Source organism: Streptomyces sp. NBC_01497 (assembly GCF_036250695.1).
In the GTDB taxonomy this organism is placed as follows: Bacteria; Actinomycetota; Actinomycetes; order Streptomycetales; family Streptomycetaceae; genus Streptomyces.
Map to the genome: position 1 here is coordinate 8,050,385 of NZ_CP109427.1, position 26,069 is coordinate 8,076,453.

Below are 26,069 nucleotides of genomic sequence, written 5' to 3' on the forward strand. Positions count from 1 at the left end.
AGAACCGGCCCGTCACTCAGCCTTCTTCGTCCCCGCCACCCCTGCAGGCGTCCGGACCCCCGGCGACCGGGCACCGTTCACCCGTCCCCGTCCCCGTCCCCGTCCCCCTCCCCGTCCATCCGGCGCCGCGCTCCCCGGCCACCGCCCGCGACGCGCTGCCGGCCCGGCCGGCCTCTCGGGTCCGGGGCGGTGTGTCCCGGGCCGCGGCCGCGCCGACCTCCTCGGCGGGGCGCCGCGCCACCACCGCGGGTGCGCTGGTCGCCGCGACGGCAGTTTTCCTCGTGACCGTCCCGCTGTTCCGGCACTTCTTCGACATCGGCGTCTACTACGGCACCGTCGACGCGTGGACGCACCACGGGGGCCGCATCTACGACTACGTACGCCCCGGCACCCACTACGGCTTCACCTATCCGCCGTTCGCCGCCGTCGTGATGGCTCCGATGGCGCTGGTGTCGTGGCCCGGCGCCGTCGCGATCGGCCTCGCCCTCTCGGCCCTCGCGTCCTGCCTGCTGCTGTACTGGTGGCTGGATCACGTCATACGCCGCCAGGGCTGGCGGCCCTGGTTCGCGTACACCGTCATCGGCTGTCTCTTCGCGCTCCTCGAACCGGTCAACGACACCTTCAGCTTCGGCCAGGTCAACCTCGTCCTCGTCGTGCTCGTCCAGGCGGACGCCCGGCTGCTGGCCACCGGGCGCGGCCGGTACGCGGGTGTCGCCACCGGGCTGGCCGCCGCCGTGAAGCTCACCCCAGCCCTGTTCATCGGCTACCTCCTCGTCACCGGGCGCCGCAGGCAGGCCGCCGTCGCGGCGGGCACCGCTGCCGCGGCCACCCTGCTCGCCGCGGCGGTCGATCCCGGCGCGTCGCGGACGTTCTGGACCGGCGCCCTCTTCGACACCGGCCGCGTCGGCCGGCTCTCGTACGTCTCCAACCAGTCCTTGCAGGGTGTGCTGGCCCGCCTCGCGCCCGGCTCCGACACCCACACGGCGTGGCTGCTGTGCGCCGCCGCCGTGCTCGCCGTCTGGATCCGCAGGGCCCGGGCCGCCGTGGCAGCCGGCGACGACCCCGCGGGGTTCGCCCTGACCGGCCTTGCTGCCTGCCTGGTCAGCCCCGTCACCTGGGTGCACCACCTGGTGTGGGCCCTGCCCGCGCTCGCGGTGCTCCTCGACGGGGGTCTCCGGCGCCGCGCGCGGGGTCCGCTGGCGCTCTGCGCGGTGCTGTACGTCCTCCTGTGCAGCTCTCTCGTATGGCTGTGGCACGACGGGTCCACCGGGCCGCTCGCGTTCGTCGGCTCGAACGCGTTCGTCTGGATCACGCTCGGGCTGCTCGTGGCGCTCCCGGCGCGCGCCCCGGCGCCGACCGGGCAGCGCGCGGGCAGCGGAGGGGGAGAAGGGCCGACCGGGGGGCCCTTGTCCCCGGATGACCCCTCTCGTTAGGGTCAATGGGCTGACCAGGGCATCCCCGTGCCCCGGTAGGCCCGTCAGGTCAGGCCCGTCCCGGCGGCCGTCGGGAGTGAACGAGAAAGAAGCGGTTCGTGCGCTACACGCGGTTGGGCAACACCGGTCTTGAGGTCTCCGCCATCACCCTGGGCTGTATGAGCTTCGGCGAGCCCGAGCGGGGCACGCACCCCTGGAGTCTCGGCGAGGAGGCGAGCCGGGCCCTCATCAAGCAGGCACTGGACGCCGGCATCACCACCTTCGACACGGCGAACGTCTACTCGGACGGGTCGAGCGAGGAGATCACCGGCCGGGCGCTGAAGGACTTCGCGCGCCGCGACGAGGTCGTCATCGCGACCAAGATCTTCAACCGGATGCGGCCCGGCCCGAACGGCGCGGGCCTCTCGCGCAAGGCCATCCTCGCGGAGATCGACAACAGCCTGCGCCGGCTCGGCACCGACTACGTCGACCTCTACCAGATCCACCGCTGGGACCCGCTCACCCCCATCGAGGAGACCCTGGAGGCCCTGCACGACGTGGTCAAGGCCGGCAAGGCGCGTTACATAGGTGCCAGTTCGATGTACACCTGGCAGTTCGCCAAGGCGCTCTACACCGCGGACCTGCACGGCTGGACGCGGTTCGTGTCCATGCAGAACCACTACAACCTGATCTACCGCGAGGAGGAGCGGGACATGCTCCCCTTCTGCGCCGACCAGGGCATCGGCGTCATCCCGTGGAGTCCGCTCGCCCGCGGCAGGCTCACGAGGCCCTGGGACGCGCAGACGGCGCGCTCCGACACCGACGGGTTCGGCAAGACGCTGTACCACCCCGAGGACCGGACCGTGGTGGAGCGGGTCGCCGACGTGGCGCTCAAGCACTCCGTCTCCCCTGCGCAGGTGGCGCTGGCCTGGGTCTCGCAGCGGCCCGTCGTGACGTCGCCCATCGTCGGCGTCACCCGCTCCGGGCAGTTGGAGGACGCCGTGGCCTCCCTCGACCTGCGCCTGGAGGCGGACGAGGTCGCGCAGTTGGAGGAGGCGTACCGGCCGCACAGCGTCGCCGGTCACTGACCACCCCGTGAGAGGGACGCCGCCTCGGGGCCCGGGGCGGCGTCTGGCAGGCTTGTTGCATGCGAACCAGGACCCCAGTCGAACTCGTGGACGCCCTCCTCGAAGGCGAGCGGCCCGCCGCCGTCGTCAGCGCGGGCGACCCGGTGCTGCGCCGGCCCGTCCCGCCGTACGAGGGGGAGCTCGGCCCGGACCGTCTCGCCCGCCTCGTCGCCGCGATGCGCGAGACGCTGCACGCCGCCCCGGGTGTGGGCCTCGCGGCCCCGCAGATCGGGATCCCGCTGCGACTCGCCGTCATCGAGGACCCCGCGGAGGTGCCCGAGGAGGTCGCCGTGGTCAGGGGGCGGGTGCCGCAGCCCTTCCGGGTCCTGGTCAACCCGCGCTACGAGGCGGCCGGCCCGGGGCGGGCAGCGTTCTTCGAGGGCTGCCTGAGCGTGCCGGGCTGGGGCGCCGTGACCGTACGCCACGCCGCGGTCCGCCTGCGCGGCCAGGACGAGCACGGCAGGGAACTGGACGAGGAGTTCGCCGGGTGGCCCGCCCGCATCGTCCAGCACGAGACCGACCACCTCGACGGGACGCTGTACCTCGACATCGCCGAGATCCGGTCCCTGTCCAGCACCCAGGACGTGCGCGACCGCTGGTCGCAGCCGACCCCGGAGGCCGCCGCGCGCGACCTCGGGTTCGACCTGCCGGGCAACGCGAGGGAGGCGGGGGCATGAGACGAAGACCGGCACATCCCTGGATGATCGCCGAATCACCTGCCAGAATCGGCTGGGTGAAAGGGTGTCAGGCGGTGATCGCACGATGAGTGAGGCCCGGCCGGGAGGTTCCGGCGGTGCCAGCGCCCCCACAGTCCTGCGCATGGTGATCGGCAAGCGTCTTCTCGCGCTGCGCGAGCGCGCCGGAGCGAGCCGGGAGAGTGCGGCCCGGCTGCTGGATGTCACCCCGCTGACCATCCGCAGGATGGAGAACTCCGAGGTCACCTTCAAACTGCCGTATGTGCGGCTGCTGTTGGGTCTGTACGGAGTCGACTCCGCGGAGGCCGACCAGTTCGTGGAACTGGTCAAGGCCGCCAACAAGCCGGGATGGTGGCACCGTTACCGCGACGCGGTACCGGGGTGGTTCGGCGCCTACGTCAGCCTGGAGGACGAGGCCAGCCTGATCAGGGCCTACGAACCCCACTACGTGCCTGGCCTGTTGCAGACCGAGGAGTACGCCAGGGGGGTGCTCGGCGCGGGCATGCCCCGGAACGCGGAGGTCCTTGAGCGGCGGGTCGCGCTGCGCGTCAAGCGTCAGCAGCTGCTGACCAAGGCCGACGCCCCGATGCTCTGGATCCTCATGGAGGAGGCCGTGCTGAGCCGGCCGGTGGGCGACACCGGTGTGATGGACGGCCAGTTGGACCGGCTCATCGAGGCGACCACGCTGCCGAACGTCACACTCCAGCTGCTGCCGTTCTCGATCGGACCGCACCTCGGTGCCTTCGGCCCCTTCCACCTGTTCCGTTTCGACGTGGTGGAACTGCCGGACATCGTCTACACCGAGAACCTCACCGGCGCCGTCTACCTCGACCGGCGGCCCGACAGCTCCGCCTACCTGGAGGTGCTCGACAACCTCTCGGCGCGCGCCCGGTCCGTGCGGGAGAGCCGTGACGAGCTGCGAAGAATACGCGCGGATTACTCGTGAGGGCGGTGCGCCGGCCCGGCGTGCCCGTACGCCTCCTCCGGGTGCCGGGCCTACGCGGTGGCGCCGGGTACGGTCCCGTGCACCTGCCGCAGGAAGGCCGCGTTGTCCGGGGTGCTCCTGAGGCGGTCGAGCAGGGTCTCCAGGCCCCCTTGGCCCTCGCGGCCGCGCAGGGCCCGGCGCAGTCCCCGTACGGTTGCCAACTCTCCTGGCGAGAGCAGGAGTTCCTCGCGCCGTGTGCCCGAGGGGGCGATGTCGACGGCGGGGAAGATCCGGCGGTCGGCCGCCGCGCGGTCGAGCCGGAGTTCCATGTTCCCCGTGCTCTTGAGCTCCTCGAAGTAGAAGTCGTCCGCGCGTGAACCCGTCTCCACGAGGGCCGTCGCGAGGATCGTCAGCGAGCCGGCCTCCTCGGTGCGGCGGGCGGCGCCGAACAGCCGCTTGGGGCCGAGGAGCGCGCCCGCGTCCACGCCGCCGCTGAGCGTACGCCCGCCGGACGAGGCCGCGTTGTTGTGTGCCCGGCACAGTCGGGTCAGCGAGTCGAGCAGCAGCACGACGTCCTCGCCGCGCTCCACCCGCCGCTTGGCGGTCTCGACGGCGAGCCCGGCGAGTGCGATGTGCTCCTTGGCGGGCCGGTCGAAGGTGGACGCGAACACCTGGCCGCGCACGGACCTGCGCATGTCGGTGACCTCCTCGGGCCGTTCGTCGAGGAGCAGCACCATCAGGGCGCACTCCGGGTGGTTGTGGGCCACAGCCGCGGCGATCTGCTGGAGCAGGACGGTCTTTCCGGTCTTCGGCGGCGCGACGATCAGTCCCCGCTGTCCCTTGCCGACGGGGGCGACGAGGTCGAGGACACGGCCCGCGAGGCCGCCGCGCGGGGTCTCGAACCGCAGCCGCCCGGCCGGGTGGAGAGGAGTCAGGTCCTGGAAGCGGGGCCTGGCGGTGAGCGTTTCCGGCGGCAGCCCGGCGAGCCGTTCGACTCGGGTGAGGGCACGGCCGCCCTCGCGAACGCCCTCGACCGCGTCGCCGGTCCGCAGGCCGAAGCGGCGGATCAACGCGGCCGGTACCTGAAGGTCGCCCGGCTCCGGCAACAGGCCGGGTCCGCGCAGGAATCCGTGCCCCGCGGGCGTGATGTCGAGGATCCCCGCCGCCGGCGCGGCCTGGTGCCCGTCGGTCGCCGCGGGGGAGCGGTGGAGTGTGGTGGTGGTCATGAAGTGCCTTTCGCATACGGCGGATCGGCCGCTGACCGGCCGGTGGTGGAGCGGGAGGGGGTTGTGCCAGGCCCGTTCGTCGGGCGGCGGCCGTCCATCGTCAGAGCTCCGACACGCACGCCAACGGGTACGTGAAACAGGAGCTGGTGAGATCCGAGAGGCCAGTACGGACGCGCTGCGACCCACCGCTCCATGCGGTTTGTGGGATCGGGCGTACGACGTACTGGACGAAGACTACCACGACCGGGCGGCGGCATGGGCGGGGACCGCGGGGGCGCCGCGTCATCTGGCCCCTGTGATCGTTCTGATCTAGTTTCGAGGCCATGTCCCGACCACTCCCCCTCGCACTGGTCCAGGCGCCTCCCCACCCGGCCTCCGCTGCCTTCGCCGGCTTCGCCTCGGACACCGAACACCTGCTGGGCCGCCTCCCCGGCACCCGGATGGTGATCCATCCCGAAATGCACCTGTGCGGCGTCGATCCCGGCGCGCCGGACAACCACGAGCAGCTCAGGGCCGCCGCCGAACCGCTCGACGGTCCCCGCGTCACCGCGCTCGCCGAACTCGCCGGCGACCTGAAGGTGTGGCTGCTGCCCGGCACGGTGTGCGAACTCGGCTCCGGTGGTGAGCTGTTCAACACCGCGCTCGCGTTCTCACCCGAGGGCCGCCTCGTCGCCTCGTACCGCAAGATCTTCCCGTGGCGCCCCTACGAGCCCTACGACGCGGGCGACCGCTTCGTCGTCTTCGACGTCCCGGACACGGGACGGATCGGTTTCTCCGTCTGCTACGACGCGTGGTACCCCGAGGTGACCCGCCATCTGGCGTGGATGGGGGCCGAGGTGGTCGTCAACCCGGTGATGACCACGACCGCGGACCGTGCGCAGGAGATCGTGCTCGCGCGGGCCAACGCCATCGTCAACCAGGTCCATGTGGTGAGTGTGAACACCGCGGGTCCGGTCGGCACGGGGCGCAGCCTCACCGTCGACCCGGAGGGGCGCGTGCGCGTCGAAGCGCCGTCCGAGGCGCCCACCGTGCTGACCGATGTGCTGGACCTGGACGACGTGACGCGGGTCAGGAAGTACGGCACCGCCGGCGTCACCCGTGTGTGGGACGTGTTCGGCGAGGACGACAGCCCGCTCGAACTGCCCCTGTACGGGGGCCGGATCGATCCCCGCCAGTGGCGACCGGCGACGGCGGGGGAGGCCCGCGCATGAGTTCGTCGACCCCTTCGTCACCCTCCGGGCCGTCCTCGCCCTCTGAGCCGTCCTCACCGAAGCTGAACAGGACGCTGGGCCTTCGGTCCGTCGTCCTGTTCGGCCTCGCGTACATGACCCCGCTGATCGTGCTCGGCACCTTCGGCGTCGTCGCCGACGCGACCCACGGCGCGGTGCCCATCGCGTACGCGCTGGCGCTGGTCGCCATGCTGTTCACCGCGCACAGTTACGGCCGGATGGCCGCCACGCACCCCGTGGCGGGCTCCGCATACACGTATGTCAGCCGCGCGATCGACGGCCGCGTCGGGTTCCTGATCGGCTGGGCCACCCTGCTCGACTACTTCTTCCTGCCGATGGTGATCTGGCTGATCGGCGCGTCCTATCTGCAGGCCCAGTGGCCGGGTGTGCCGTTCTGGGTGTGGATCCTCGCGTTCATCCTGCTCACCACCGCGCTCAACGTCCGGGGCATCAGGACCGCGGAGCGCGTCAACGACCTGCTGATGGTCTTCCAGGTGCTGGTCATCGCGGCGTTCGTCGTCCTGTCGGCCCACCACATCGTCCAGTTGCACGGCGGCGGCGGACTCGCGGACTCCACCCCCTTCTGGAACAACGCCACCACGGTCTCCGCGGTCTCCTCCGGAGCGGCGCTCGCCGCGTACTCCTTCCTGGGCTTCGACGCTGTCACGACCCTCACTGAGGAGACCGTCGACCCGCGCAGGACCATGCCGCGCGCGATCCTGCTGATCGCCCTCATCGGCGGCGGCATCTTCGTCCTTGTGGCGTACGTCACCCAGCTCGCGCACCCCGGCAGCCACTTCGACGACACCGGCTCGGCGGCCTTCGAGATCGCCAAGACCATCGGCGGCGACGTCTTCTCGTCGGTCTTCCTCGCCGGTCTGGTCGTCGCGCAGACGGCCTCGGGCATCGCGGCGCAGGCCAGCACCGCCCGGTTGCTGTATGCAATGGGGCGTGACGACGCGCTGCCCAGGCGTGTCTTCGGCTATATCCACCAGCGCTTCCGCACCCCCGCGTTCAATGTGCTGCTGACCGGGGCGGTGGGCCTGATCGCCCTGACGCTCGACGTGGCGACGTCCACGTCGTTCATCAACTTCGGTGCCTTCACCGCCTTCACCTTCGTCAACCTCTCGGTGATCGTGACCTTCATCAGAGAGCGCAGGGCCGGTCGTGCGCCGGGTGTCGCGGGCCACGTCGTCGCGCCGCTCATCGGCGCCGCCGTCGACGTGTGGCTGCTCGCGCACCTGGATGGCAGGGCCATCGAGCTGGGCCTCGCGTGGCTGGTCATCGGCATCCTCTATCTGGCATGGCTGACTCGTCTGTTCCGCAGGCCGCCCCCGGCTCTGGACTTCAGTGAGGACGACCCGCAGGATGACCAGCGGACAGTCGGAAAGGTCTGAACGTCCAACCATCGGACGGGTCGCCAAACGGGACGGCGGCTCTGGTTATCTTGTGGAGTCCGCCTCCGGTCCCGCATCTGTGAAATGAGGCCGCTCACGGTGTCCTCCCGCCCTGTGACCCTGCTCAGCCTGGTACCCGCCGTCTTCCTTCCGGCGCTCACCTTCGAGACGGGCATGGGCGCGCTGGCGCCGATCCTCGCGCTCAGCGGCAGGGCACTCGGCGCCTCCGTGGGCGCCGCCGGGCTCGTCCTCGCCCTGCTCGGCGTCGGGCAGATCCTCGGCGACGTGCCGGCGGGCGCGCTCGCCGCCCGGCTCGGCGACCGCAAGGCCATGCTGGTGGCCGCGGGCGTCGCCGCGCTCACCCTGTGCGGCTGCGCGTTCGCCCGTACGGTGTGGGAGCTGGCGATCGCCGTCACGGCGACGGGCGCGACCAACGCGGTGTTCGTGCTGGCCCGGCAGGCCTACCTGACCGAGGTCATCCCGGTCGGTCTGCGGGCCCGGGCGCTGTCGACGCTCGGTGGCATGTCGAGGGTGGGCGCCTTCATCGGACCGTTCATCGGCGCCGCCGTGCTGCGGGACCGGCCCGTGCACGACATCTACTGGCTGGCGCTCGGCTTCACCGCGGTCACCGCGGGTGTGCTGCTGTTCGTGCCGGACGTCTCCGATCCGACGTCCGCCCACGCGACGGGCGCCAGGAACCCCGTCTCGGTGCGCGCGGTGGTCCGCGACCACAAGCAGGTCTTCCTCACGCTCGGCATGGCGGTGCTGCTCGTCGGATCGGTCCGCGCGACCCGGCAGACCGTGCTGCCGCTGTGGGCCGAGCACCTCGGGCAGAACGCCTCCACAACGAGCGTCGTCTTCGGCATCGCCGGCCTGATCGACATGCTCACCTTCTACCCGTCGGGCATGGTCATGGACCGGCTCGGACGGCTGTGGGTCGCCATCCCGTCCATGCTGGTGCTCGGACTGACCCAGGCCGCCCTGCCCCTTACGCACGGGCTGGTCTCGCTGACGGTGGTCGCGATGCTGATGGGCTTCGGCAACGGCATCGGCAGCGGCATCCTGATGACACTCGGCGCGGATGTCGCGCCGCCCGGGACCCGGACGCAGTTCCTCGGGGTGTGGCGGCTCTGCGCGGACTCGGGGAGCGCGGGCGGCCCTCTCGTCGTCTCCGCCGCCGCGTCGCTCGGCAGCCTCGCGGCCGGGATCGTCGCGATGGGCGCGATGGGCGTCGTCGCCGCGGGCGCCCTGCTGCGCTGGGTGCCGCGGTATTCGGAGTTCGCCACCACCGGCACCCGCCACCGGCGCAGCACGGTCGCCGCCGTGTCCCTGCCACCGGCCGCACCGCCGCCGCAGCCGGAGCGGATACAGCCGGCCCAGGGCGCGGAACACGGGGAACGCGTCGACGAGGCGTGAGCCCCCGGGCTCCTCCCGGCGCCCCGAGAGGCCGCGAGCACGGGCCCGCGGCGATCCCGGGTCGGAGAGCCGGCCGGGCGGAGGAGGGAGCGAGCCGGGTGCGGCGGGCGATCCGGGCGTGTGGCCTGAGGTGCGACGGCGGGGACGTGCGATCCGTTGCGGGGCCGAGGACCGGGCCCGCCCGCGGAGTATGTTGACGCCTCCTCGCGCCGCGTTCCGCCATCGGCGGCCCGGCTCATGGTAGGCACAGGACATGTCTTCTGACGACGTGTCATCCGGATGGCCGCGGGCGGACCGCATCCGTTCCGCCGCGCGTGGCGGACGCCTTCGCCGGATATGACCTGATGCGGGGCCGATCGACATGTCGATGTCATGGCCCTGCCCACTGAAGGTCGGGTTCCCACGCCTGTACGCCTGTCATCTTGCCTGCGGCCCTGCCGCCACCAGAAGGGACCACGCCATGCCCGAAATCTCCCGCCGCCGGCTGATCGCCGCCGGTGCAGCCGCGTCCGGAGCCCTTGTCGCAGGACAGTTGACCACCGCCGCAGCCGCCTCGGCGGCACCGCGCCGAGCCCGCAGACGCGCGCCCGACCCGTTCACGCTCGGCATCGCGTCGGGGGACCCGCTCACGACCGCCGTCGTCATCTGGACCCGCCTCGCCCTTGATCCGCTGCACGGCGGCGGCATGCCCGACCAGGCCGTCGAGGTGACCTGGCAGGTCGCCGAGGACCAGAAGTTCAGCCGGATCGTGCGCACGGGCACCGCCTACGCCCAGGCCGCGTTCGGCCACAGCGTCCACGTCGACGTGCGCGGTCTGCTCCCCGGTCACGAGTACTGGTACCGCTTCCGCACCGGGGACCAGCTCTCGCCCGTCGGCCGGACCCGCACCATGGACTCCGCCCCCTCCAAACTGCGCGTCGCCCTCGCCTCGTGCCAGAACTGGCAGCAGGGCTACTTCAACTCGTACGCCGACATGCGCGAGCAGGAGCCCGACTTCGTCCTGTTCGTCGGCGACTACATCTACGAGTCCGCGCCGACCACGTCGTCCGTACGGGTCCACGAGGGCAAGGGCGAACCGGTCACCCTCGACCAGTACCGCAACCGGTACGCCCAGTACCGCACGGACCCCGATCTCAACGCGATCCACGCCACCACCCCCTGGATCGTCACCTTCGACGACCACGAGGTCGACAACGACTTCGCGGGCGAGGTGCCCCAGGACCCGGACAAGCAGCCCCACGACGCCTTCGTCAGCCGGCTGACCGCTGCCTACCAGGCGTACTACGAACACATGCCGGTGCGCGCCACCGCGGTCCCCAACGGACCGCACATCCAGATGTACCGGCGCTTCGACTTCGGTGGCCTGGCCCGCCTCAGCGTCCTCGACACCCGCCAGTTCCGCAGCAACCAGGTCACCTCGGACGCCGCCGCCGAGGACCCGAAGCTGACCATGCTCGGAGCCACCCAGAAGGCCTGGCTGACCAGCGGTCTTGAGGGGTCGCCCGCCCGCTGGAACCTGATCGCCTCGCAGATCATGATGGCCGAGACCGACAACGTCGCCGGGGCCGGCAAGAACTGGTTCTACGACGCGTGGGACGGCTACCAGGTCGAGCGCAACGACCTCATGGCCCGCTTCCAGCACGTCAGCAACCCCGTCGTGCTCAGCGGCGACCGCCACCTGACGATGATCAGCGACCTGAAGAAGGACTTCTCCGACCCCAAGTCAGCCGTGGTCGGCGCCGAGTTCGTCGGAACCTCCATCAGCTCCAACGGGGACCAGGACGTCGCCGCCTTCAACGCCCAGTGGGACCCGCTGCGCCCGGACAACCCGCACTGGAAGTTCATCGACTGCCACCGCGGCTACCACCTCTTCGACATCGACCGCCAGGGGGTCGACGCCCAGGTGCGCGGCGTCGGGACGGTCAGCAAGCCGGCGTCGGCGGCCACCACCCTCTCCCGCCTGCGGGTCGACGACGGTCACCCGGGCGTGCACACCGTCTGACGCGCGCCGTCGCCGCTCCCGCCGCCCCGCCGCCGTCACGCGGCGGGGGCAGCGGCCCCCGCGTCCCCTGCGGCCCCGTCCTGTGCCTCCCCTTCCTGCAGCGCCGCGGCCGCCCTGCGCGCCCTGGCCAGCCCCGGCGCCAGCGCCAGCGTCACGGCCACGGACAGTGCCGCGAGCGTGGCCATGGCGGCCGGCACCGACGTGCGCTCCGCCACCGCCCCGGCCAGCGCGGCGCCCAGGCCCTGTGCCGTCAGCATCCCCGACGAGTGCAGCCCGAGGGCATGTCCCCGCACGCTCCGCGGTGTGAGCGCGACCAACTGCTCCTGGAGCAGCAGACTCGCCGCGTACCCCACCGAGGCGAACAGCACGGCCCCGGCCGCCACCGCGAGCGGCGGCCCCACGGCGAAGACCAGGTAGGGCACCGCGAGTACCAGGCGCAGCGGCGCACCGGAGCGTGCCCGCCACCGCGGCGGGACGAAGCGACCCGCCAGCGTGTCTCCCGCGAGCATCCCGACCGCCGCCGTCGCGAACAGCAGCGCCGCCCGGTGCCCCGCGTACGGGACGAACAGCGCCTCGCACCCGACGATCAGACCGTTGGGCACCCACAGCGCGAGGTAGACGCGGCGGCGGTGCGCCGAGGACCACAGCAGCACGTCGGTGCGCCAGGTCGCGGACACCGAGGGGCGGCCGGCCGCCCGCGCCGGTCTGCTGGTGAGCCCCCACCGCGCGGCGCCCGACGCCAGCAGGTAGAGCCCGGCCGCCACCAGGAGCGTGCCGCGCGGGGACACGAGTGCCACCAGCGCACCGCCCACCGCGTAGCCCACGACCTGGGTGGTGCCCGCGGCCATGTTCAGGACCGACCTGCCGAGGATGTAGCCCGGCGCGGGCAGCACCTCGCCCAGCAGTCCGTACCGCACCCCGCCGCTCAACGACGAGGCGAGCCCCAGCACGGCCAGCACCGCGAACAGCGCCCACAACGGCAGCCCCGGCAGCGCGAGCACCGCCGTGCCGACGCCGAACACCGCCGACGTACAGGTCAGCGCCGCCCGCGCGGGCAGCCGGTCCGCGGCGGACAGCAGGGCGAGCGCGCCGACCACCTGGGCGAACGAGGTGCCGAACATCGCCAGCGACGACAGCAGCGGCGACCCCGTCGCACCGAACACCAGCGTGCCGAGGGCCAGGCCGCTCACCGTCTGGCCCGCGACCTGCGCCCCGGAGGAGGCGAAGAGAGCCGTGAACTCGGCCGTACGGAAGAGCTCGTGGTAGGTGCGCATGGCCGGGAGTCTCACGGGTGGCCCGGGTCGCCCGTTAATGTTTCGCGCGGAGGCGAAACGACATGGGCTTGTGGCTGGTGGACACCGACACCCTGGCGAGCAGCCGCTTCGTGCTCTCACCGCTCGCCGAGACGCTCGCCTGCGTGCAGACCCTGGAGGCGGGTACGGCGGCCCATCCGGGCGAGCACCGCTGGCTCGGACATCACCTGCGCGCCTACCGGGGGTTCCTGGCCGCGGACCCCGTGACGGCGGCCCTGGTACGGATCGGGCTCGCCGGTTCCTGGAACGCCGGCTTCCTCACCCCCGTACCCGAACCGGGACCCGACGGGCCGCGTGGCTTCCGCGACGAACTCGCCCCGGTACGCGCCACCTCCGCGCTGCGCGCCCACACGGACCTCACGGTCTGCCACGGCCGCCCGCTGCCCCGGCGACTGCGTGTACCGGATGCGGCGGAGCGGCTCGCGGGCCTGCTGGAATGGGTGTGGTCCCACGCCGTGGAGCCGTACTGGCCGGTGCGGCGGCGCGCCCTGGAGGCGGACGTCGTCGCCAGGGCGGGGCGGCTCGGCACGGCCGGGTGGTCCGCCGTGCTGGACGACCTGCGGCCCGGAACGCGGTGGCTGGGGGAGGGACGGCTGCAGATCAACGAACGGGACTTCCCGCCCCGCACGGCCCGCGGTGCCCTGCTGTTCGTGCCGGTCACACCCCGAAGGGGGTGGGTGTCGTGGACGACCGACCGGTTCGCCCTGGTCCACCCCTGCACCGGCGCGCTCGCGGAACCCGCGGGGCCGCGGGTGCCGGGCGCGCTCGGCAGGCTCCTGGGCCCGGCGCGCGCCGCTGTCCTGGTGCTGCTGGACGACCCCAAGAGCACCACGCACCTTGTCGCGTTGACCGGACAGGGCCTCGGCTCAGTCGGCCGTCATCTCAAAATCCTGCTGGAGGCGGGCCTGGTACGGCGGCGCCGGGCAGGCAGATCGGTGCTCTACTACCGCACGGCCGCCGGGGACGGGCTGGTCGGGACGCGGTTCCCGGACTGACCGGGACCACGCGGCCGCCTGGGGGCAGCACGCCGTCCCGTCGTCCGATCCCGCGACACGGGGACTCCGGGAGCGAAGCCGTGCCGGGCGTCCCCGTGCCGGGCGTCCCCGTGCCGGGCGTCCCCGTGCCGGGTCAGGGAGCGTGCGTACGCGACTCCAGGTCCTCGCGGGTCGCGGCGCCGTACACACCGGAGGGGTCGCCCGTGATGCCGTGCGCGTCCTGGTAGCGCGCGACGGCGTCCTTCACGCCCGCGTCGTACTGACCGTCGGGCGCGCCCAGATAGACCAGCAGCAGTTGGCCGAGCCGCTTCTGCAAATCCACCACCTGGGGACCGCTGTCGCCCTCCTGCAGGATCGCCGGCCCGCCGGGCGTGCTCGCGGCGCCCGAGGGCGAACCGGCGGCCGGCGCGGAACCCTCCCCGGTCGCCGAGGGAGAGGAGCCCGTGTCCGCGCTCCGCCGCGCCACGCCGCCCGAGGCGGACGCCGAGGGACTGCCGGCCGCTCCTGCCGCGGCCTTCTTCTCCGCCCCCTTCGACGAAGGCGTCGCCGACGGGGCCGACGCCTGCTGCGACGCACCGGCACTCGCGGCGGCGCCCGATCTCCGCGCGCCGTCCTGACCGCCGGGCAGCGCGGCGTCCGACGTCGAGGACCCCGTGCCGGCCGAGGCCTTCGAGTCGTCGCCCCCGAACACGCCGGTGCCGGCCCCGACCGCGACCGCCGCGACGACCACGCCCGCCGCGACCGCGATGAGCAGGCCCTTCCTCTTGCGGCGTCCGGGTCCGTCCGGCTCGGCGCCGGTCGCGGCGGAGCCGCCGGCGTCGATCACGGAGCCCGCGAGGGGACCGGCCGCCTCGCCCGTCGTCCCCTCGCCCGTCGTCCCCTCGTCCGCGGGGGCCGAGGCACCGGGAGCCCGGTCGGCCTGTGTCGGAGCGGTGCTCTCCAGGGCCGTCGGAGCAGTGCTCTCCTGCGCCGGCGCTTCACCCACCGCCCCGGCCTCGGCCGTGCTCGTGCCCTTCTTGGAGGCTCCCGCCCCGGAAGCGGCGGTGATAGGGGGTTCTTCCGCGGCGCGTCGCCCGGCACCGGGCCCGGCCACGTCGCCCGATCCGGAGTCGTCCGCCGCCGTCGCGACATCCCTGGCCGGGTTCTGATCCGTCGTCGGCCCGGGCGCACCGGAGGCCTCGGATGCGTCGGAAGCAGTGGCAGGGGCAGTGGCGGCGGAGGCAGTGGCGGAGGTGGAGCCGCGAGCGGCGGCGTGGCCGGGCTTCCCGGTTTCCGTGCCGCCCGTGCCGTCCGAGCCGCCCGTGCCGTCCGTGCCACGCGTGCCGTCCGTACTGGCGTCCCGGACGCCCTGGTCAGCGGCTCCGCCCCCGGGGCCGGTCTCCCCGTCCGAGGCCGCGGCGGCGACACGGCGCGCCTCCACGGTGACCGCGCAGGCGCAGTCCGGGCTGCCGTCCTCGCCCGCGGGGGCGAAACAGCGGGGGCAGGGTTCTGACTTCACCGACGTTCCCTTCGTGGATGCGGTGTGTGACGCAGGGCCGCATGGGGTATGCGCTGCGATTGTGCCGCGTGCGGCGGCAGCGTCATTCGGCCATAAGAGGGCAAGTGCGGCCCGAAAGGGCAAAAAAATTCCGCCAGTTGCGTCGGCTCCGCGTCTCACCTCGGTGCGGCCGCACCCCTCCGGGGCCGACCGCCCTCGTCCCCGCGGCCCGTCATCCGCCCCGAGGCCCCTCCTCGGGGCGCCGCCAACGTAAGCCCAGAAGCCGCCGGTTGTGCATCTTGGGGGTGTGGTGGCCGGTCGGCTCGACGCGGGCCGGCAGTCGGGAGAGCGTTGACGCGGTTCTCGCAGGCGCGGCGGGGCCCGCGCCGGGCCGGGAGCGCCGTGGTGCCGTCGAGGACCTGGCAGAGGCAGAGGAGCCGCCGGTGGGCCGCGAGGACGGCTGCGAGGCGCGGGGTGAGGCCCAGGCCGCGTCGTACGGTGATGGCCTGACCCATGGTGGGTGAAGGCGGCTCAAGGTCCCGGCCTGCTCCTCGAAGACGACCAGGGCCTCGATCCCGGCCTCGCCGGCACCAGGTTCTGGCGGTCGGTCGACTGCTGGTCGCTCGCTTGCTGACCGGCCGACACCCGCTCCGGGACCAGGCCGGCCAGGCCGCTCCCTGTTGCGGTGGTCGCATTCGGGCCTGGCAGTGAGCTCGATGGCGCCGGTCGCCTCACCGGAACTCCCCCCTTTTCCCGAGCGCGGCACATCACCGCCGGTTTCCAGGCGCGCGCTCGCCCATAAGGCGCACGGACAGCGGGAGCGCAATGAGCGATAGGGCGAATTGCGGGACGCGTAATACGGTCGGCCGTCGTGGATTCTGTGTCGGAGACATGGCTTCAACAGGTAAGTCAAGACTTACCTTTGGGGAACTTTGGCCGTATGGTGTGGCTCGAATCGAAGGAGCCCCTGTTGTCGGAAATGAATGATCCCATTGTTCGTGCGGTTGAATCGGAGCGGGATTATGTGTCCTCCTTGTATGAGTTGCTGTCCGAGCGGCTTTCCGAGACGCGAGTACACCGGGCGAGTGTGCTGAAGGTCCCGGCGGAAAGCGCCGGCGAGGCATATGAGAGAGAAATCGCCGCCGAGAATCTGGCCAAGGAAATCGGCCGGCTGGAGGGGGCCGAAAAGGGGCTGGTCTTCGGGCGCATCGACGGGACGGACGGCACGGTCCTGCGCATCGGGCGGATCGGACTGCATACGGAGGAGGATGACCTTCCTCTGCTCGTGGACTGGCGTGCGAACGCGGCGCGGCCCTTCTACGAAGCGACACCGGTCCATCCGATGGATCTGCGGAGGCGCCGGCACCTGCGCCTCCAGGAGCGCACGGTCGTCTCGGTGAGCGACGAACTGCTGGACGGGACCGCTCCGACCGACGAGGACGTCGTGGGGGACGGCCCGTTGACGGAGGCTCTGTCGGCACGGCGCACGGGCAGGATGCACGCGGCCGTCGCGACGCTGCAGGCGGAGCAGGACGAGATCGTCCGCTCCACCCACCGCGGGGTGACCGTGGTGCAGGGCGGGCCCGGCACCGGCAAGACGGTGGTCGCCCTGCACCGGGCGGCCTACGTCCTGTACGCGTTCCCGCGCGCCGCGGAGGAGGGAGTCCTGGTGGTGGGCCCGACCGCCCGGTTCCTCGACTACATCTCCCAGGTCCTTCCCTCGCTCGGGGAGAACGACGTCGTTCTGGCGACCTGCCGGGAACTGGCCGCAGTGTCCACGGACGCGGTGGACCCGGTCGAGACGGCGCGTCTCAAGGGCGGCTCCGACCTCGCCGACGCCTTGGCCGGTCTGCTGCGCGTCCACCAAGCCCCCTGCGGTGACTTCACCGTGCGGGTCGGACGGGAAGTGGTGCACCTGTCCGGCGAGGAGGTCGCCACGGCACGCGACGCCGCAGTGGCAGCCGCACCGGGGCACAACCCCGCGCGCCAGGTGTTCAGGGAGCTCTTGGTCGACGCCGTCACCGACGCGATGCAACGGGACATGGGCGACCTCCTGGAGCAGATCGACGCCGATACCGAGAGGATGACGGGCCTGGACCTCGACCGGTTCACGGGAGCCGCCCAGCGCCGTGCCGAAGGTGCGGCCGACTCGGGTCCGGTCCACGAGCTCGACCTGGACGCCATCCGAGCCGATCTCCTCGACGACGCCGGTGTCGAGCGAGCGGTCGAGGTGTTGTGGCCGCGGCTGGTACCCGGTGACCTCGTGAAGGCGCTCCTGACGAACGCCGCCGCTCTCGCGGAGCGCCTGCCCCGGCTGACCGCGCAGGAGCGGTCCCTTCTGCTGCGCGGTCCTGGCGACCCGTTCACCGATGCCGATGTGCCGTTGCTGGACGAGGCGGCGAGCCTGGTCGACGGCCCTCCCGGGCGGACGTACGGGCACGTCGTCGTCGACGAGGCGCAGGAACTGACCGCCATGCAGTGGCGGATGATCGTCCGCCGCTGTCCGGCGAGGGCGATGACACTGGTGGGTGACTTCGCCCAGGCAGGCCCGGTCGCGACAGCACGCGACTGGAAGGAAGCACTGAGCCCCCACGTCGGGCCGCGGTTCGCACTGCACAACCTGACCGTCAGCTACCGCACCACGCAGGAGATCCTTGAGAGCGTCCGGGACCTGCTCACGCGGATCGCGCCGGACCAGAAGCCCACCCGGTCCCTGCGAAGCGGTGAGACGCCTCGCACCGTGACCGCACCTCCGGACGGGTCGGTCACCGCCGTCGTTCAGGAACTCCGCGCCCAGAGCGCCGCGCACCCGGGCGAGTTTCTGGGAGTGATCTGCGCGGACACCAGGGTGAGCGATCTGACGGCCCAGGGCATCGCCCACCACGCACGCATCGTGCCGGCGTCCGAAGCGCGCGGCCTGGAATTCGACGGGGTCGTCGTCATGAACCCCGAGGAAATCATCACGGCCCGCCCCGGTGGGGAAAGGGATTTGTACGTGGCCCTGACCCGGGCCACCAAGCGCCTTTGCACCGTCACCTTGCAGCCCGCCTGACGACGCGGCGCCCACGTCGTCGCCGCGGCCGCACCCGGCCCGGTGCGGACACCGGCTCGCGCGCACGGGGCAGCCCGCCGCCTGACCGCTCGTGGCCGCACCCGGCATCACGCGGCCTGGTCCGGGCCGACGACGTCGAGATCCCCTCCGCTGCGGCTCGCGCCCGGTGATCAGCGGTGGTCAGCGCTGATCTGCCGCTTGAAGCGCGGGTACGCGGTCCGTTCGATCGACGTCCCACGTCCCGCCCCAGGCCCGGGGATCGGCAGTGTCAGCACCAACGACCCTCGGCCGAACGGGTGACGGCCGGCCCCGGTCGGACATCAAGATCAAGTAATGGCGGCTCATGGCCTTGCCCCGGCGCTCCCCCTCGTCCGTCCTCGCGGCGCCGTCCTCGTACACGCGCCGGTCACGCCCGCGCCGGAAACCCTCGGCAGGCGGTCGACCGTGTGGACGACGCGGCCCCGTGGCGCAGGTCGATGCGGTGCGGAGGGGACGGACGAGGCAGAATTGCCAGGTGACGGAATCCGCGACAGGCGACGCGTACACCGGCCGGACGGAATGCAACTCCCGCGTCCGATCTCCTTGGCGCGACTTCCTCCGCACCGAGACGGGCAGTGCCGCCGTCCTGCTGGCCGGGGTCGTCGCCGCACTCATCTGGGCCAATACGGGCTTCGGCGCGTACGAGATGGTCTGGCGCACCACGCTGTCCGTGCGACTCGGGAGCATGGATGTCTCCCTCGACCTGCGCGGCTGGGTCAACAGCGGGCTGATGGCGATGTTCTTCTTCGTCGTCGGCCTGGAGGCCCGCCGCGAGTTCGACATGGGCGAACTGCGCGACCGGCGCCGCGTGGCGCTGCCGCTGATCGCGGGGGCGTGCGGGCTCTGCGTGCCCGTACTGATCTTCGTGGCCGTCAACGCGGGGCACGGCACCGAACACGGCTGGGGCGCCGCGATGTCGACCGACACCGCCTTCGCGCTCGGCATGCTCGCCCTGCTCGGGCGACGGCGGCTGCCCGCCGGGCTGCGCACGTTCGTGCTGTCGGTCGCCGTGGTCGACGACTTCGTCGCCCTCGCCGTCATCGCCTTCGCGTACAGCGGGACCGTCGTCGTGCCCGCCTTGCTGACCGCCGTCGGCATCCTGGTCGCGGTCCTGGTGATCCGGGCGCTCGGAATGCACCAGGGCGCCGTCTACGCGGTACTCGCCCTGGCCATCTGGGTCGCCCTGCAGAAGTCGGGCATCGATCCCGTCGTCACCGGTCTCGTGATGGGACTGCTGACGTACGCCTACCCGGCCGCGCGCGGCGACCTGGAACGGGCGAGCGGTCTCTTCCGCAGGTTCCGCGAGCAGCCCACCCCCGAACTGGAGCGCACCGCGCGCCGCGGACTCGCCTCCGCCATCTCCCCGAACGAGCGGCTCCAGCGCGCGTTCCACCCCTGGACGAGCTACGTCATCGTCCCGGTGTTCGCCCTCGCCAACGCGGGCATCGAGTTCAGCTCGGGCGAGCTCTCGCGCGCCTTCTCCTCGACGGTGACCTGGGGCATCCTCGGCGGCCTCGTGCTCGGCAAGCCGATCGCGATCCTGGGCTCCTCGCTGGTCACCTCCACCGTCACCCGCGGGAAGGTGCGCCCACCGGTCGGCTGGGGCGCGGTCGCCGCGGGCGGCACCGTCGCGGGTGTCGGCTTCACCGTGTCGCTGCTGATCGCGACGCTGGCCTTCCACGGGCAGCGGCTGGCCGAGGCCAAGATCGGCATCCTGACCGCCATGATCGGTGCGTTCGTCCTCACCTGGACGGTCACCGCGGTCATCGGCCGCCTCCCGAAGCCGCTGCGCGGCCGGGCCCTGCTGGGGACCGCCGAGACCATTGTGGATCTCGCGGTGCCCGTCGACCCCGAGCGGGACAAGGTGCGCGGCCCGCACGACGCCCCGGTGACCGTCGTCGAGTACGGCGACTTCGAATGCCCGTACTGCGGCCGCGCCGAATCGGCGATCCGCGCGCTGCTCAAGGAGTTCGGCGACGACGTGCGCTACGTGTGGCGCCACCTCCCGCTCACCGATGTGCACCCGCGGGCGCAGATCGCCGCCGAGGCGTCCGAGGCGGCAGCCGAGCAGGGCCGTTTCTGGGAGATGCACGACCTGCTGCTGGACCACCAGGGGGCGCTGCGGGTGGAGGACCTGCGCGGTTACGCGCAGCAGCTCGGCCTCGACATGGAACGCTTCGGCCGCCATCTCCGCCACCACGCGGGCGCGTCCCGCGTGGCGGACGACGTCGAGTCCGCCGACCAGAGCGGCGTCTCGGGAACACCGACCTTCTTCGTCAACGGCCGCCGCCACACCGGGGCCTACGACATCGACCACCTGTCGACGGCTGTCCGGACCGCCCGCGTGCGCGCCGCCCTGGGCGCGCCCGGCTGACCCGGGTCCGGGGAAGGGGCGAAGGCCTCATGCCGGCCGCCCCTTCGGCGCCGTCACACCCGTCAGCCGGTCAGCAACTCGGACTTGAGCCGCTTGATGTCCTTGGCGTCGAGACCGAGCGCCTTCTTCTCGTACGAGGCGAAGGAGCCGTACTGGTCCTTCACCTCGTCGAAACCGGAGTTCAGGTACTCCGCTCGCACGTCCAGGAGCGGCTTGTACACGGCGGCCTGGGCGGCCGGCATCGCTGCCAGGGCCGCAGCGTTGGCCGCCGCACGGTACGTGTTGGACGCGAGGTAGTCCTCGAAGACCGTCTCGCGGGGCACACCCAGCGCGGTGAGCAGGACGGCGCTCGCCCAGCCCGTACGGTCCTTTCCGGCGGTGCAGTGGTACAGCGAGCCGTCGGCGTCCGCGAGGATCCCGTTGAAGACCGTGGAGTAGGCGTCCTTGGCGGTCGCCGAGCTGACCATCGACTTCTCGCCGTCGGTCATCAACTGCTCGGCGCCCTCGACCGTTGTGGGCAGATCGGTCGTGCTGGTGGAGTCGCCGGTGACGTTGGCGACCACATAGCGCACCCCTCGGGGCAGGCGGTCCGGTCCAGCGGTCCGCTCCGAGGTCATGCGCAGGTCGTAGTCGACGGAGATGCCGAGGCGCTTGAGCTTGGCGATGTCGGCGTCCGTGAGGTTGTTCAGGGCGTTCGAACGGTATACGACGCCCATCTTCACCCAGTGGCCGTCGGCGGTGCGGTAACCGCCCGCGTCACGGAAGTTGTCCGTCCCGTCGAGCTTCACCAGACGGTCGGCCAGGTGGAGTTTGCCGCCCCTGTCGGGTACGAGGTCGAACCACTGCCGGTCGAGGGTGGCGGGCAGGCCCCTGACCGTGACGGAACCGGTCGAACCGCCGGAGGCGACGGTCCGGCCGTTGGCGCGGATGGCGACGTGCCGCACACCCGGCGCCTTCCAGGTGATCTTGTACGAGCCGTTCTCCTGCGCCGTGACCTCGGCAGCGGTGAAGGGGATGCGCGGGGAGGTCCGCTGCGAGCCGGAGGGGTGGGACGAGTGGGACGAGTGGGAGGCCGGGGCCGCGCCGGCGGTCTGAGCCGTCACGCTCGTGAGCACGGCGGCCGCTGCCACGGCGCAGGAAGCCCATCTGACATGGGTCATGCGAGGAGTCATGGCGAGATCGTCGCGCCCGAAGAGGATCTGGAGGTGACCACTCCGTTAACGGCCGGCGGCCTGCGGCAACACGGCGGGCTGCCGTCACCCTTCCTGTGCGCACCTCGGGCGCACCAGGGGCGGACGTACGCTCGGCCCGCCGCCCGGCTCGGAGCAGCCGCTCGTCCGCGACCTCGGCCACGCCGTGGCCGAGGTGCCCGGCCTGGGCTACGGGGTACCCGGCCGGGGGCCGGTCGGAGCGTTGTCCTGCGCAGCTGACGAGCCCGGCGAGGCATCGGCCCCCTCGGGGCCTTCCGGCCCCGGCTCCTCCTCCTGCGTCATCGGCAGGCACACGATGAACTGCGTGTCGCCGGGCCGGGACTCGACCCTGATGTCGCCGTGGTGCTTGTTGACCACGATGCGGTACGAGATGTCCAGGCCGAGGCCGGTGCCCTCGCCGACGCCCTTCGTCGTGAAGAACGGCTCGAAGATGCGCGGCCTGATCTCCGGCGCGATGCCCGTGCCCGTGTCGCCGATTCCCACCAGCAGATGGTTGTTGTCGTCGCCCCAGGTGCGGATGGAGAGCGTGCCGGTGGTGCCCATCGCGTCCACGGCGTTGTCGATGAGGTTCGTCCACACCTGGTTCAGTTCGGCGCCGTACGCGGGGACCTCGGGCAGTGTCCTGTCGTAGTCCTTGACGATCCTGATGCCGGTCGGGATCTTCGCGCGCAGCATCGTCAGCGTCGCTTCGAGCAGCTCGTGCACGTCGACCGTCTGCTGCGGCGCCCGGTCGAGCTGCGAGTACTTCTTCGCCGCTCCCACCAGGTCGGAGACCCTGGTGACCGCGTCGTCGATCTCGCCCATCAGCAGCTCGGTGTCGATCGCGTACGCGAGCCAGCGCACCGCCGAGTCGAGATACGTGTCGCCGACGGTGTCCGCCACCGTTTCCAGCCACGGCACCCCGACACCGCCCGCGACCAGCGTCGGAGCGATGTCCCACGGGTTGACCACACCGCGCTCGTCGAGCCAGTCCGACAGCACGTCCTCCGCGTCCGACGTCTCCAGGGCGGACAGCGACGGCGCGGACGCCGCCTGTTTCACCGCGGTGTCCTGCAGTTCGACGAGCTGGTGGAGCCGGCTGCCGTCGAGCCGCCCGTCGGCGATCAGCGCCAGCTTGTGCCGCATGCCCGCCACCCGGTCGCGCAGCGCTTCCGTCGCGCGCACGGCCGCCGCCGCCGGGTTGTTCAGCTCATGCGTCAGGCCGGCGGACAGCGACCCGAGCGCCAGCAGCCGCTCCCGCTCGTTCACCAGTGAGTTCGCGGCCCGGTAGCCGAAGAACAGCCCCTCCAGCAGGTGCAGAGCCATCGGGAACCACGTACGGACGGCCGTGGCGAACTCGTCGGCGGCCAGCACGAAGAACTCGCTGTCGCTGATCGCCCTCAGCGAGTTCTTGTACGTCTGGTCGACCCGGTCCCCGAGGTAGGCCTGCGTGGAGCCCGCGTACACGCCCCGCTGCTCGGTCCTCGACGTCTCGACGTCGTCGCCGTGCATCTCCCGGCTCAGCGCGACCGTGCCGCTGAGCAGGACGTAGAAGCAGGTGGCCGGCTCGCCCTCGCGGTACACGAAGCTGCCCGCCGTGCGCTGTTCCAGCCGGCCCCGCTCGGAGAGCCAGCCGAGCTGTTTCTCGTCCAGCTTCTCGAAGAGGAAGAGCCCGCGCAGTTCCTGTGGAGTCATGCCGTCCGCCGCGCTCACTGTGCCTCCAGATAACGATGCGCCAGCGATACCGCCATCGCGCCCTCGCCGACGGCCGACGCCACGCGCTTGACGGACGCGGCCCGCACGTCCCCCGCCGCGAACACACCGGGCACACTGGATTCCAGGTGGTAGGGGTCACGCGGCAGGGACCAGCCCGCGATCCGCTTCCCGCCCGCCACCAGATCGGGGCCCGTGACCACGAACCCGCCCGGGTCGCGGGCCAGCACCCCGTCGAGCCACTTCGTGCGCGGCGCCGCGCCGATGAACACGAACAGCCATGAGGCGTCGACCGTGTCCGTCGTACCGGAGCGCACGTCCCGCAGGGTGAGCTGCTGGAGATGGTGGTCGCCCTTGGCGTCGGCCACCTCGGTGTACGGATGGACCACGATGTTGTCGATCGCCGCGATCTGGTCGATCAGGTAGCTCGACATGGAACGCGTCAGGTCGCCCGAGCGCACCAGCATGTGCACCCGGCTCGCGTAGCGCGAGAAGTACACCGCGGCCTGCCCCGCCGAGTTGGCGCCGCCGACCACGTACACCTCCGCGCCCTCGCATCCCTGGGCCTCGGTGACGGCCGAGCCGTAGTAGACGCCGGCGCCCGTGAACTCCTCCAGGCCGGGGGCGGGCAGGCGCCGGTAGGAGACGCCCGTGGCGAGGACGACGGTGTGCGCGCCGATCGTCTCGCCGCTGCCGAGGTGCAGGACCCGCGCGGAACCCGCCGCCTCCAGCGACACCACCTCCCGGGCGCTGAGGATCTCCGCGCCGAACTTGAGCGCCTGCCGCCGCGCCCGGTCGGTGAGCTGGGAGCCCGAGACGCCGTCGGGGAACCCCAGGTAGTTCTCGATGCGGCTCGACTGGCCGGCCTGTCCGCCGGTCGCCTCGCGCTCCACCAGCACCGTGTTCAGGCCCTCCGACGCGCCGTAGACGGCGGCGCCCAGCCCCGCGGGCCCGGCGCCGATGACGACCAGGTCGTAGAAGTCGGACGCGGGGGTCGTGGACAGGCCGACGTGCGCGGCGAGTTCACTCTCCGTGGGCGCCACCAGCGAGCTGCCGTCCGCCAGTACGACCAGCGGCAGCCGCGCCTCGGTGTCCAGGCCGGCGGCGGCGAGCAGCCGCTCGCCCTCCGGCTCGTCCACCGGCAGCCACTGGTACGGCACGAGGTTGCGGGCCAGGAAGTCGCGGGCCGCGTACGACGGGCGCGACCACCGGTGGCCGACCACCCGCGTCATGGCGCTCGCCGGATCGGGCGTCGCCAGCCACGCCTCCAGCAGGGTGTCGATCACCGGGTAGAGGTTCTGCTCCGGCGGGTTCCACGGCTTGAGCAGGTAGTGGTCGAGATCGACGACGTTGATCGCGTCGATCGCCGCGTCCGTGTCCGCGTACGCGGTCAGCAGCACCCGGCGGGCCAGGGGGAACAGGTCCATGGCCCGCTCAAGGAACTCGATGCCGTTCATCCGCGGCATCCGGTAGTCGGCGAGCATCACGGCCAGCTGGTCGCCGCGCAGCTTGATCTCGCTCAGCGCCTCCAGCGCCTCCTGGCCGGACACCGCGCGTACCACCCGGTACCGGTCGCCGTACCGGCGCCGGATGTCCCTGGCCACGGCGCGGGATACCGTGGGGTCGTCATCCACGGTCAAGATCGTCGGATTCGTCATGGCGCCATCATCCGGACTGCTCCCGATGGTCGTCGGACACCGCTTCGTGTCCCAGTCTAGGGACGGTGTACCCGTAGCCGCCCGACTTCGAAGCTGAGTGCGGACTGTGACCGCTCCGGCGCGGGGTGGTAGCGGCCCGCGGACACGGACAGGTTCACGATCAGGTACGCCTCCCAGCCGCGCCCCACGCCGCGCCCGTCCGCGAAGACCCGCCTGCCGTTGACCCACCACACGACCGAGCGCGCGCCGAACTCGGTCCGCACGGAGACCCATGCCCCGGGCCGCAGCGCCGGGTCCCGGTGGTCGTACGACCCGCCGCCGACGTGGTTCGACAGCTCCAGCAGATCCGGGTTGTCCGGGTGGTACTCGAATACGTCGACCTCGTTGCCGCCGTCCCGCCACGTCCACACCGCGGGCCAGGCCCCGATCCCCTCGGACAGCCGGGCCCGTACCTCCAGCACGTCCCCTGTGCGCACCATGAACCCCTCCTCGCTGCCCTCGGTGGTGAGCAGACCGGTGTTCCACAGCCCGTCCGGGCGGCGCTCCGCGCGGAAGACCCCGGTCCGGCAGAAGGCGGGATCAGTCACCAGGTGGTCGAGCTTGTTGTCGCCGGGGTTGACGGGACCGCCGTCCGGATAGCTCCAGGACCGCCCCTCCACCCACTGCTCCGCCGACGAGAAATCGGCCTCGAAGGCCAGGGGAGGGAGGGCTCCGGGACCGGGCGGATACGGGCGGGAGCGCTGAGAAGGGAACAACGACGCGAACCACTGCTTCACGGACATCCCGGCACCCTAGGGATTCCGGTCCCCGCCCGCGCGGGAAACGCCGG

Annotated in this window: 18 protein-coding genes; 11 read left to right on the forward strand and 7 right to left on the reverse strand. The window is 72.1% G+C overall.

Annotated elements, in window-relative coordinates; genetic code table 11:
* Positions 1-191: 191 nt before the first annotated feature.
* The 4 genes from OG310_RS34005 (at position 192) to OG310_RS34020 (ending at position 4,180) form a co-directional block, all read left to right on the forward strand.
* Positions 192-1,433, forward strand: coding sequence for a glycosyltransferase 87 family protein (locus OG310_RS34005; protein ID WP_443078799.1), 1,242 nt, complete (start codon positions 192-194; stop codon positions 1,431-1,433).
* 98 nt (positions 1,434-1,531) lie between these two features.
* Positions 1,532-2,500: an aldo/keto reductase gene (locus tag OG310_RS34010; RefSeq protein WP_329459690.1), complete on the forward strand. Its 969-nt coding sequence runs from the start codon at positions 1,532-1,534 to the stop codon at positions 2,498-2,500.
* 59 nt (positions 2,501-2,559) lie between these two features.
* Positions 2,560-3,216 carry a peptide deformylase gene (locus OG310_RS34015; RefSeq protein ID WP_329459691.1) on the forward strand — a complete coding sequence of 219 codons (657 nt, stop codon included), beginning with the start codon at positions 2,560-2,562 and terminating at the stop codon, positions 3,214-3,216.
* Between the two features lie 142 nt (positions 3,217-3,358).
* Positions 3,359-4,180 (forward strand): helix-turn-helix domain-containing protein, encoded by an 822-nt coding sequence (locus OG310_RS34020; RefSeq protein WP_443078800.1) that lies wholly within the window; start codon positions 3,359-3,361, stop codon positions 4,178-4,180.
* Between the two features lie 50 nt (positions 4,181-4,230).
* On the opposite strand, the gene rho is transcribed toward OG310_RS34020, so the two are convergent.
* Entirely contained in the window at positions 4,231-5,385 is a 1,155-nt protein-coding gene (gene rho / locus OG310_RS34025) for a transcription termination factor Rho (protein ID WP_329459693.1), read from the reverse strand.
* Between the two features lie 323 nt (positions 5,386-5,708).
* Between rho and OG310_RS34030 the strand changes: the two genes are divergently transcribed.
* From OG310_RS34030 to OG310_RS34045, 4 genes are all read left to right on the forward strand, one after another.
* Positions 5,709-6,596, forward strand: coding sequence for a carbon-nitrogen hydrolase family protein (locus OG310_RS34030; RefSeq protein WP_329459694.1), 888 nt, complete (start codon positions 5,709-5,711; stop codon positions 6,594-6,596).
* The gene (locus tag OG310_RS34035; protein ID WP_329459695.1) at positions 6,593-8,011 is read left to right on the forward strand and encodes an APC family permease; all 1,419 of its coding nucleotides are present in this window, start codon (positions 6,593-6,595) and stop codon (positions 8,009-8,011) included. The genes OG310_RS34030 and OG310_RS34035 overlap by 4 nt, the downstream gene beginning before the upstream one ends.
* Before the next feature lie 114 nt (positions 8,012-8,125).
* Positions 8,126-9,427, forward strand: coding sequence for an MFS transporter (locus OG310_RS34040; RefSeq protein ID WP_329459696.1), 1,302 nt, complete (start codon positions 8,126-8,128; stop codon positions 9,425-9,427).
* A 460-nt stretch (positions 9,428-9,887) separates the two neighbouring features.
* Positions 9,888-11,429, forward strand: coding sequence for an alkaline phosphatase D family protein (locus tag OG310_RS34045; protein WP_329459697.1), 1,542 nt, complete (start codon positions 9,888-9,890; stop codon positions 11,427-11,429).
* Between the two features lie 35 nt (positions 11,430-11,464).
* Here the strand turns inward: OG310_RS34045 and OG310_RS34050 are convergent, their stop codons facing one another.
* The gene (locus tag OG310_RS34050) at positions 11,465-12,703 is read right to left on the reverse strand and encodes an MFS transporter (RefSeq protein ID WP_329459698.1); all 1,239 of its coding nucleotides are present in this window, start codon (positions 12,701-12,703) and stop codon (positions 11,465-11,467) included.
* Between the two features lie 62 nt (positions 12,704-12,765).
* Between OG310_RS34050 and OG310_RS34055 the strand changes: the two genes are divergently transcribed.
* On the forward strand, positions 12,766-13,737 hold the full coding sequence (locus tag OG310_RS34055; RefSeq protein WP_329459699.1) for an ArsR/SmtB family transcription factor: 972 nt from the start codon (positions 12,766-12,768) through the stop codon (positions 13,735-13,737).
* Between the two features lie 133 nt (positions 13,738-13,870).
* Here OG310_RS34055 and OG310_RS34060 read toward each other — a convergent pair whose 3' ends face one another.
* The gene (locus tag OG310_RS34060) at positions 13,871-15,235 is read right to left on the reverse strand and encodes a peptidoglycan-binding protein (RefSeq protein ID WP_329459700.1); all 1,365 of its coding nucleotides are present in this window, start codon (positions 15,233-15,235) and stop codon (positions 13,871-13,873) included.
* 1,003 nt (positions 15,236-16,238) lie between these two features.
* Here OG310_RS34060 and OG310_RS34065 point away from each other — a divergent pair.
* Both OG310_RS34065 and OG310_RS34070 read left to right on the forward strand, forming a co-directional pair.
* On the forward strand, positions 16,239-18,266 hold the full coding sequence (locus OG310_RS34065) for a HelD family protein (protein WP_329459701.1): 2,028 nt from the start codon (positions 16,239-16,241) through the stop codon (positions 18,264-18,266).
* 514 nt (positions 18,267-18,780) lie between these two features.
* Positions 18,781-20,679, forward strand: a complete 1,899-nt coding sequence (locus OG310_RS34070; RefSeq protein WP_329459702.1) for a Na+/H+ antiporter NhaA — start codon at positions 18,781-18,783, stop codon at positions 20,677-20,679.
* A 62-nt stretch (positions 20,680-20,741) separates the two neighbouring features.
* Here OG310_RS34070 and OG310_RS34075 read toward each other — a convergent pair whose 3' ends face one another.
* From OG310_RS34075 to OG310_RS34090, 4 genes are all read right to left on the reverse strand, one after another.
* A complete protein-coding gene (locus OG310_RS34075; protein ID WP_329459703.1) occupies positions 20,742-21,851 on the reverse strand; it encodes a tyrosine-protein phosphatase in 1,110 nt (369 codons plus the stop codon).
* 207 nt (positions 21,852-22,058) lie between these two features.
* On the reverse strand, positions 22,059-23,564 hold the full coding sequence (locus OG310_RS34080; RefSeq protein WP_329459704.1) for an ATP-binding protein: 1,506 nt from the start codon (positions 23,562-23,564) through the stop codon (positions 22,059-22,061).
* 14 nt (positions 23,565-23,578) lie between these two features.
* Entirely contained in the window at positions 23,579-25,240 is a 1,662-nt protein-coding gene (locus tag OG310_RS34085) for an FAD-dependent oxidoreductase (protein ID WP_329459705.1), read from the reverse strand.
* Positions 25,241-25,296: 56 nt separating this feature from the next.
* A complete protein-coding gene (locus OG310_RS34090) occupies positions 25,297-26,022 on the reverse strand; it encodes a beta-glucanase (protein WP_329459706.1) in 726 nt (241 codons plus the stop codon).
* Between the last annotated feature and the right edge of the window lie 47 nt (positions 26,023-26,069).

Excerpts from the sequence above, each read along its gene's own strand:
- OG310_RS34015 (WP_329459691.1), top strand. The coding sequence starts at position 2,560 with ATGCGAACCAGGACCCCAGTCGAACTCGTGGACGCCCTCCTCGAAGGC.
- OG310_RS34035 (WP_329459695.1), top strand. The coding sequence starts at position 6,593 with ATGAGTTCGTCGACCCCTTCGTCACCCTCCGGGCCGTCCTCGCCCTCT.
- OG310_RS34075 (WP_329459703.1), bottom strand. The coding sequence starts at position 21,851 with ATGACTCCTCGCATGACCCATGTCAGATGGGCTTCCTGCGCCGTGGCA.
- rho (WP_329459693.1), bottom strand. The coding sequence starts at position 5,385 with ATGACCACCACCACACTCCACCGCTCCCCCGCGGCGACCGACGGGCAC.
- OG310_RS34055 (WP_329459699.1), top strand. The coding sequence starts at position 12,766 with ATGGGCTTGTGGCTGGTGGACACCGACACCCTGGCGAGCAGCCGCTTC.
- OG310_RS34020 (WP_443078800.1), top strand. The coding sequence starts at position 3,359 with ATGGTGATCGGCAAGCGTCTTCTCGCGCTGCGCGAGCGCGCCGGAGCG.
- OG310_RS34080 (WP_329459704.1), bottom strand. The coding sequence starts at position 23,564 with ATGACTCCACAGGAACTGCGCGGGCTCTTCCTCTTCGAGAAGCTGGAC.
- OG310_RS34050 (WP_329459698.1), bottom strand. The coding sequence starts at position 12,703 with ATGCGCACCTACCACGAGCTCTTCCGTACGGCCGAGTTCACGGCTCTC.
- OG310_RS34090 (WP_329459706.1), bottom strand. The coding sequence starts at position 26,022 with ATGTCCGTGAAGCAGTGGTTCGCGTCGTTGTTCCCTTCTCAGCGCTCC.
- OG310_RS34085 (WP_329459705.1), bottom strand. The coding sequence starts at position 25,240 with ATGACGAATCCGACGATCTTGACCGTGGATGACGACCCCACGGTATCC.
- OG310_RS34030 (WP_329459694.1), top strand. The coding sequence starts at position 5,709 with ATGTCCCGACCACTCCCCCTCGCACTGGTCCAGGCGCCTCCCCACCCG.
- OG310_RS34045 (WP_329459697.1), top strand. The coding sequence starts at position 9,888 with ATGCCCGAAATCTCCCGCCGCCGGCTGATCGCCGCCGGTGCAGCCGCG.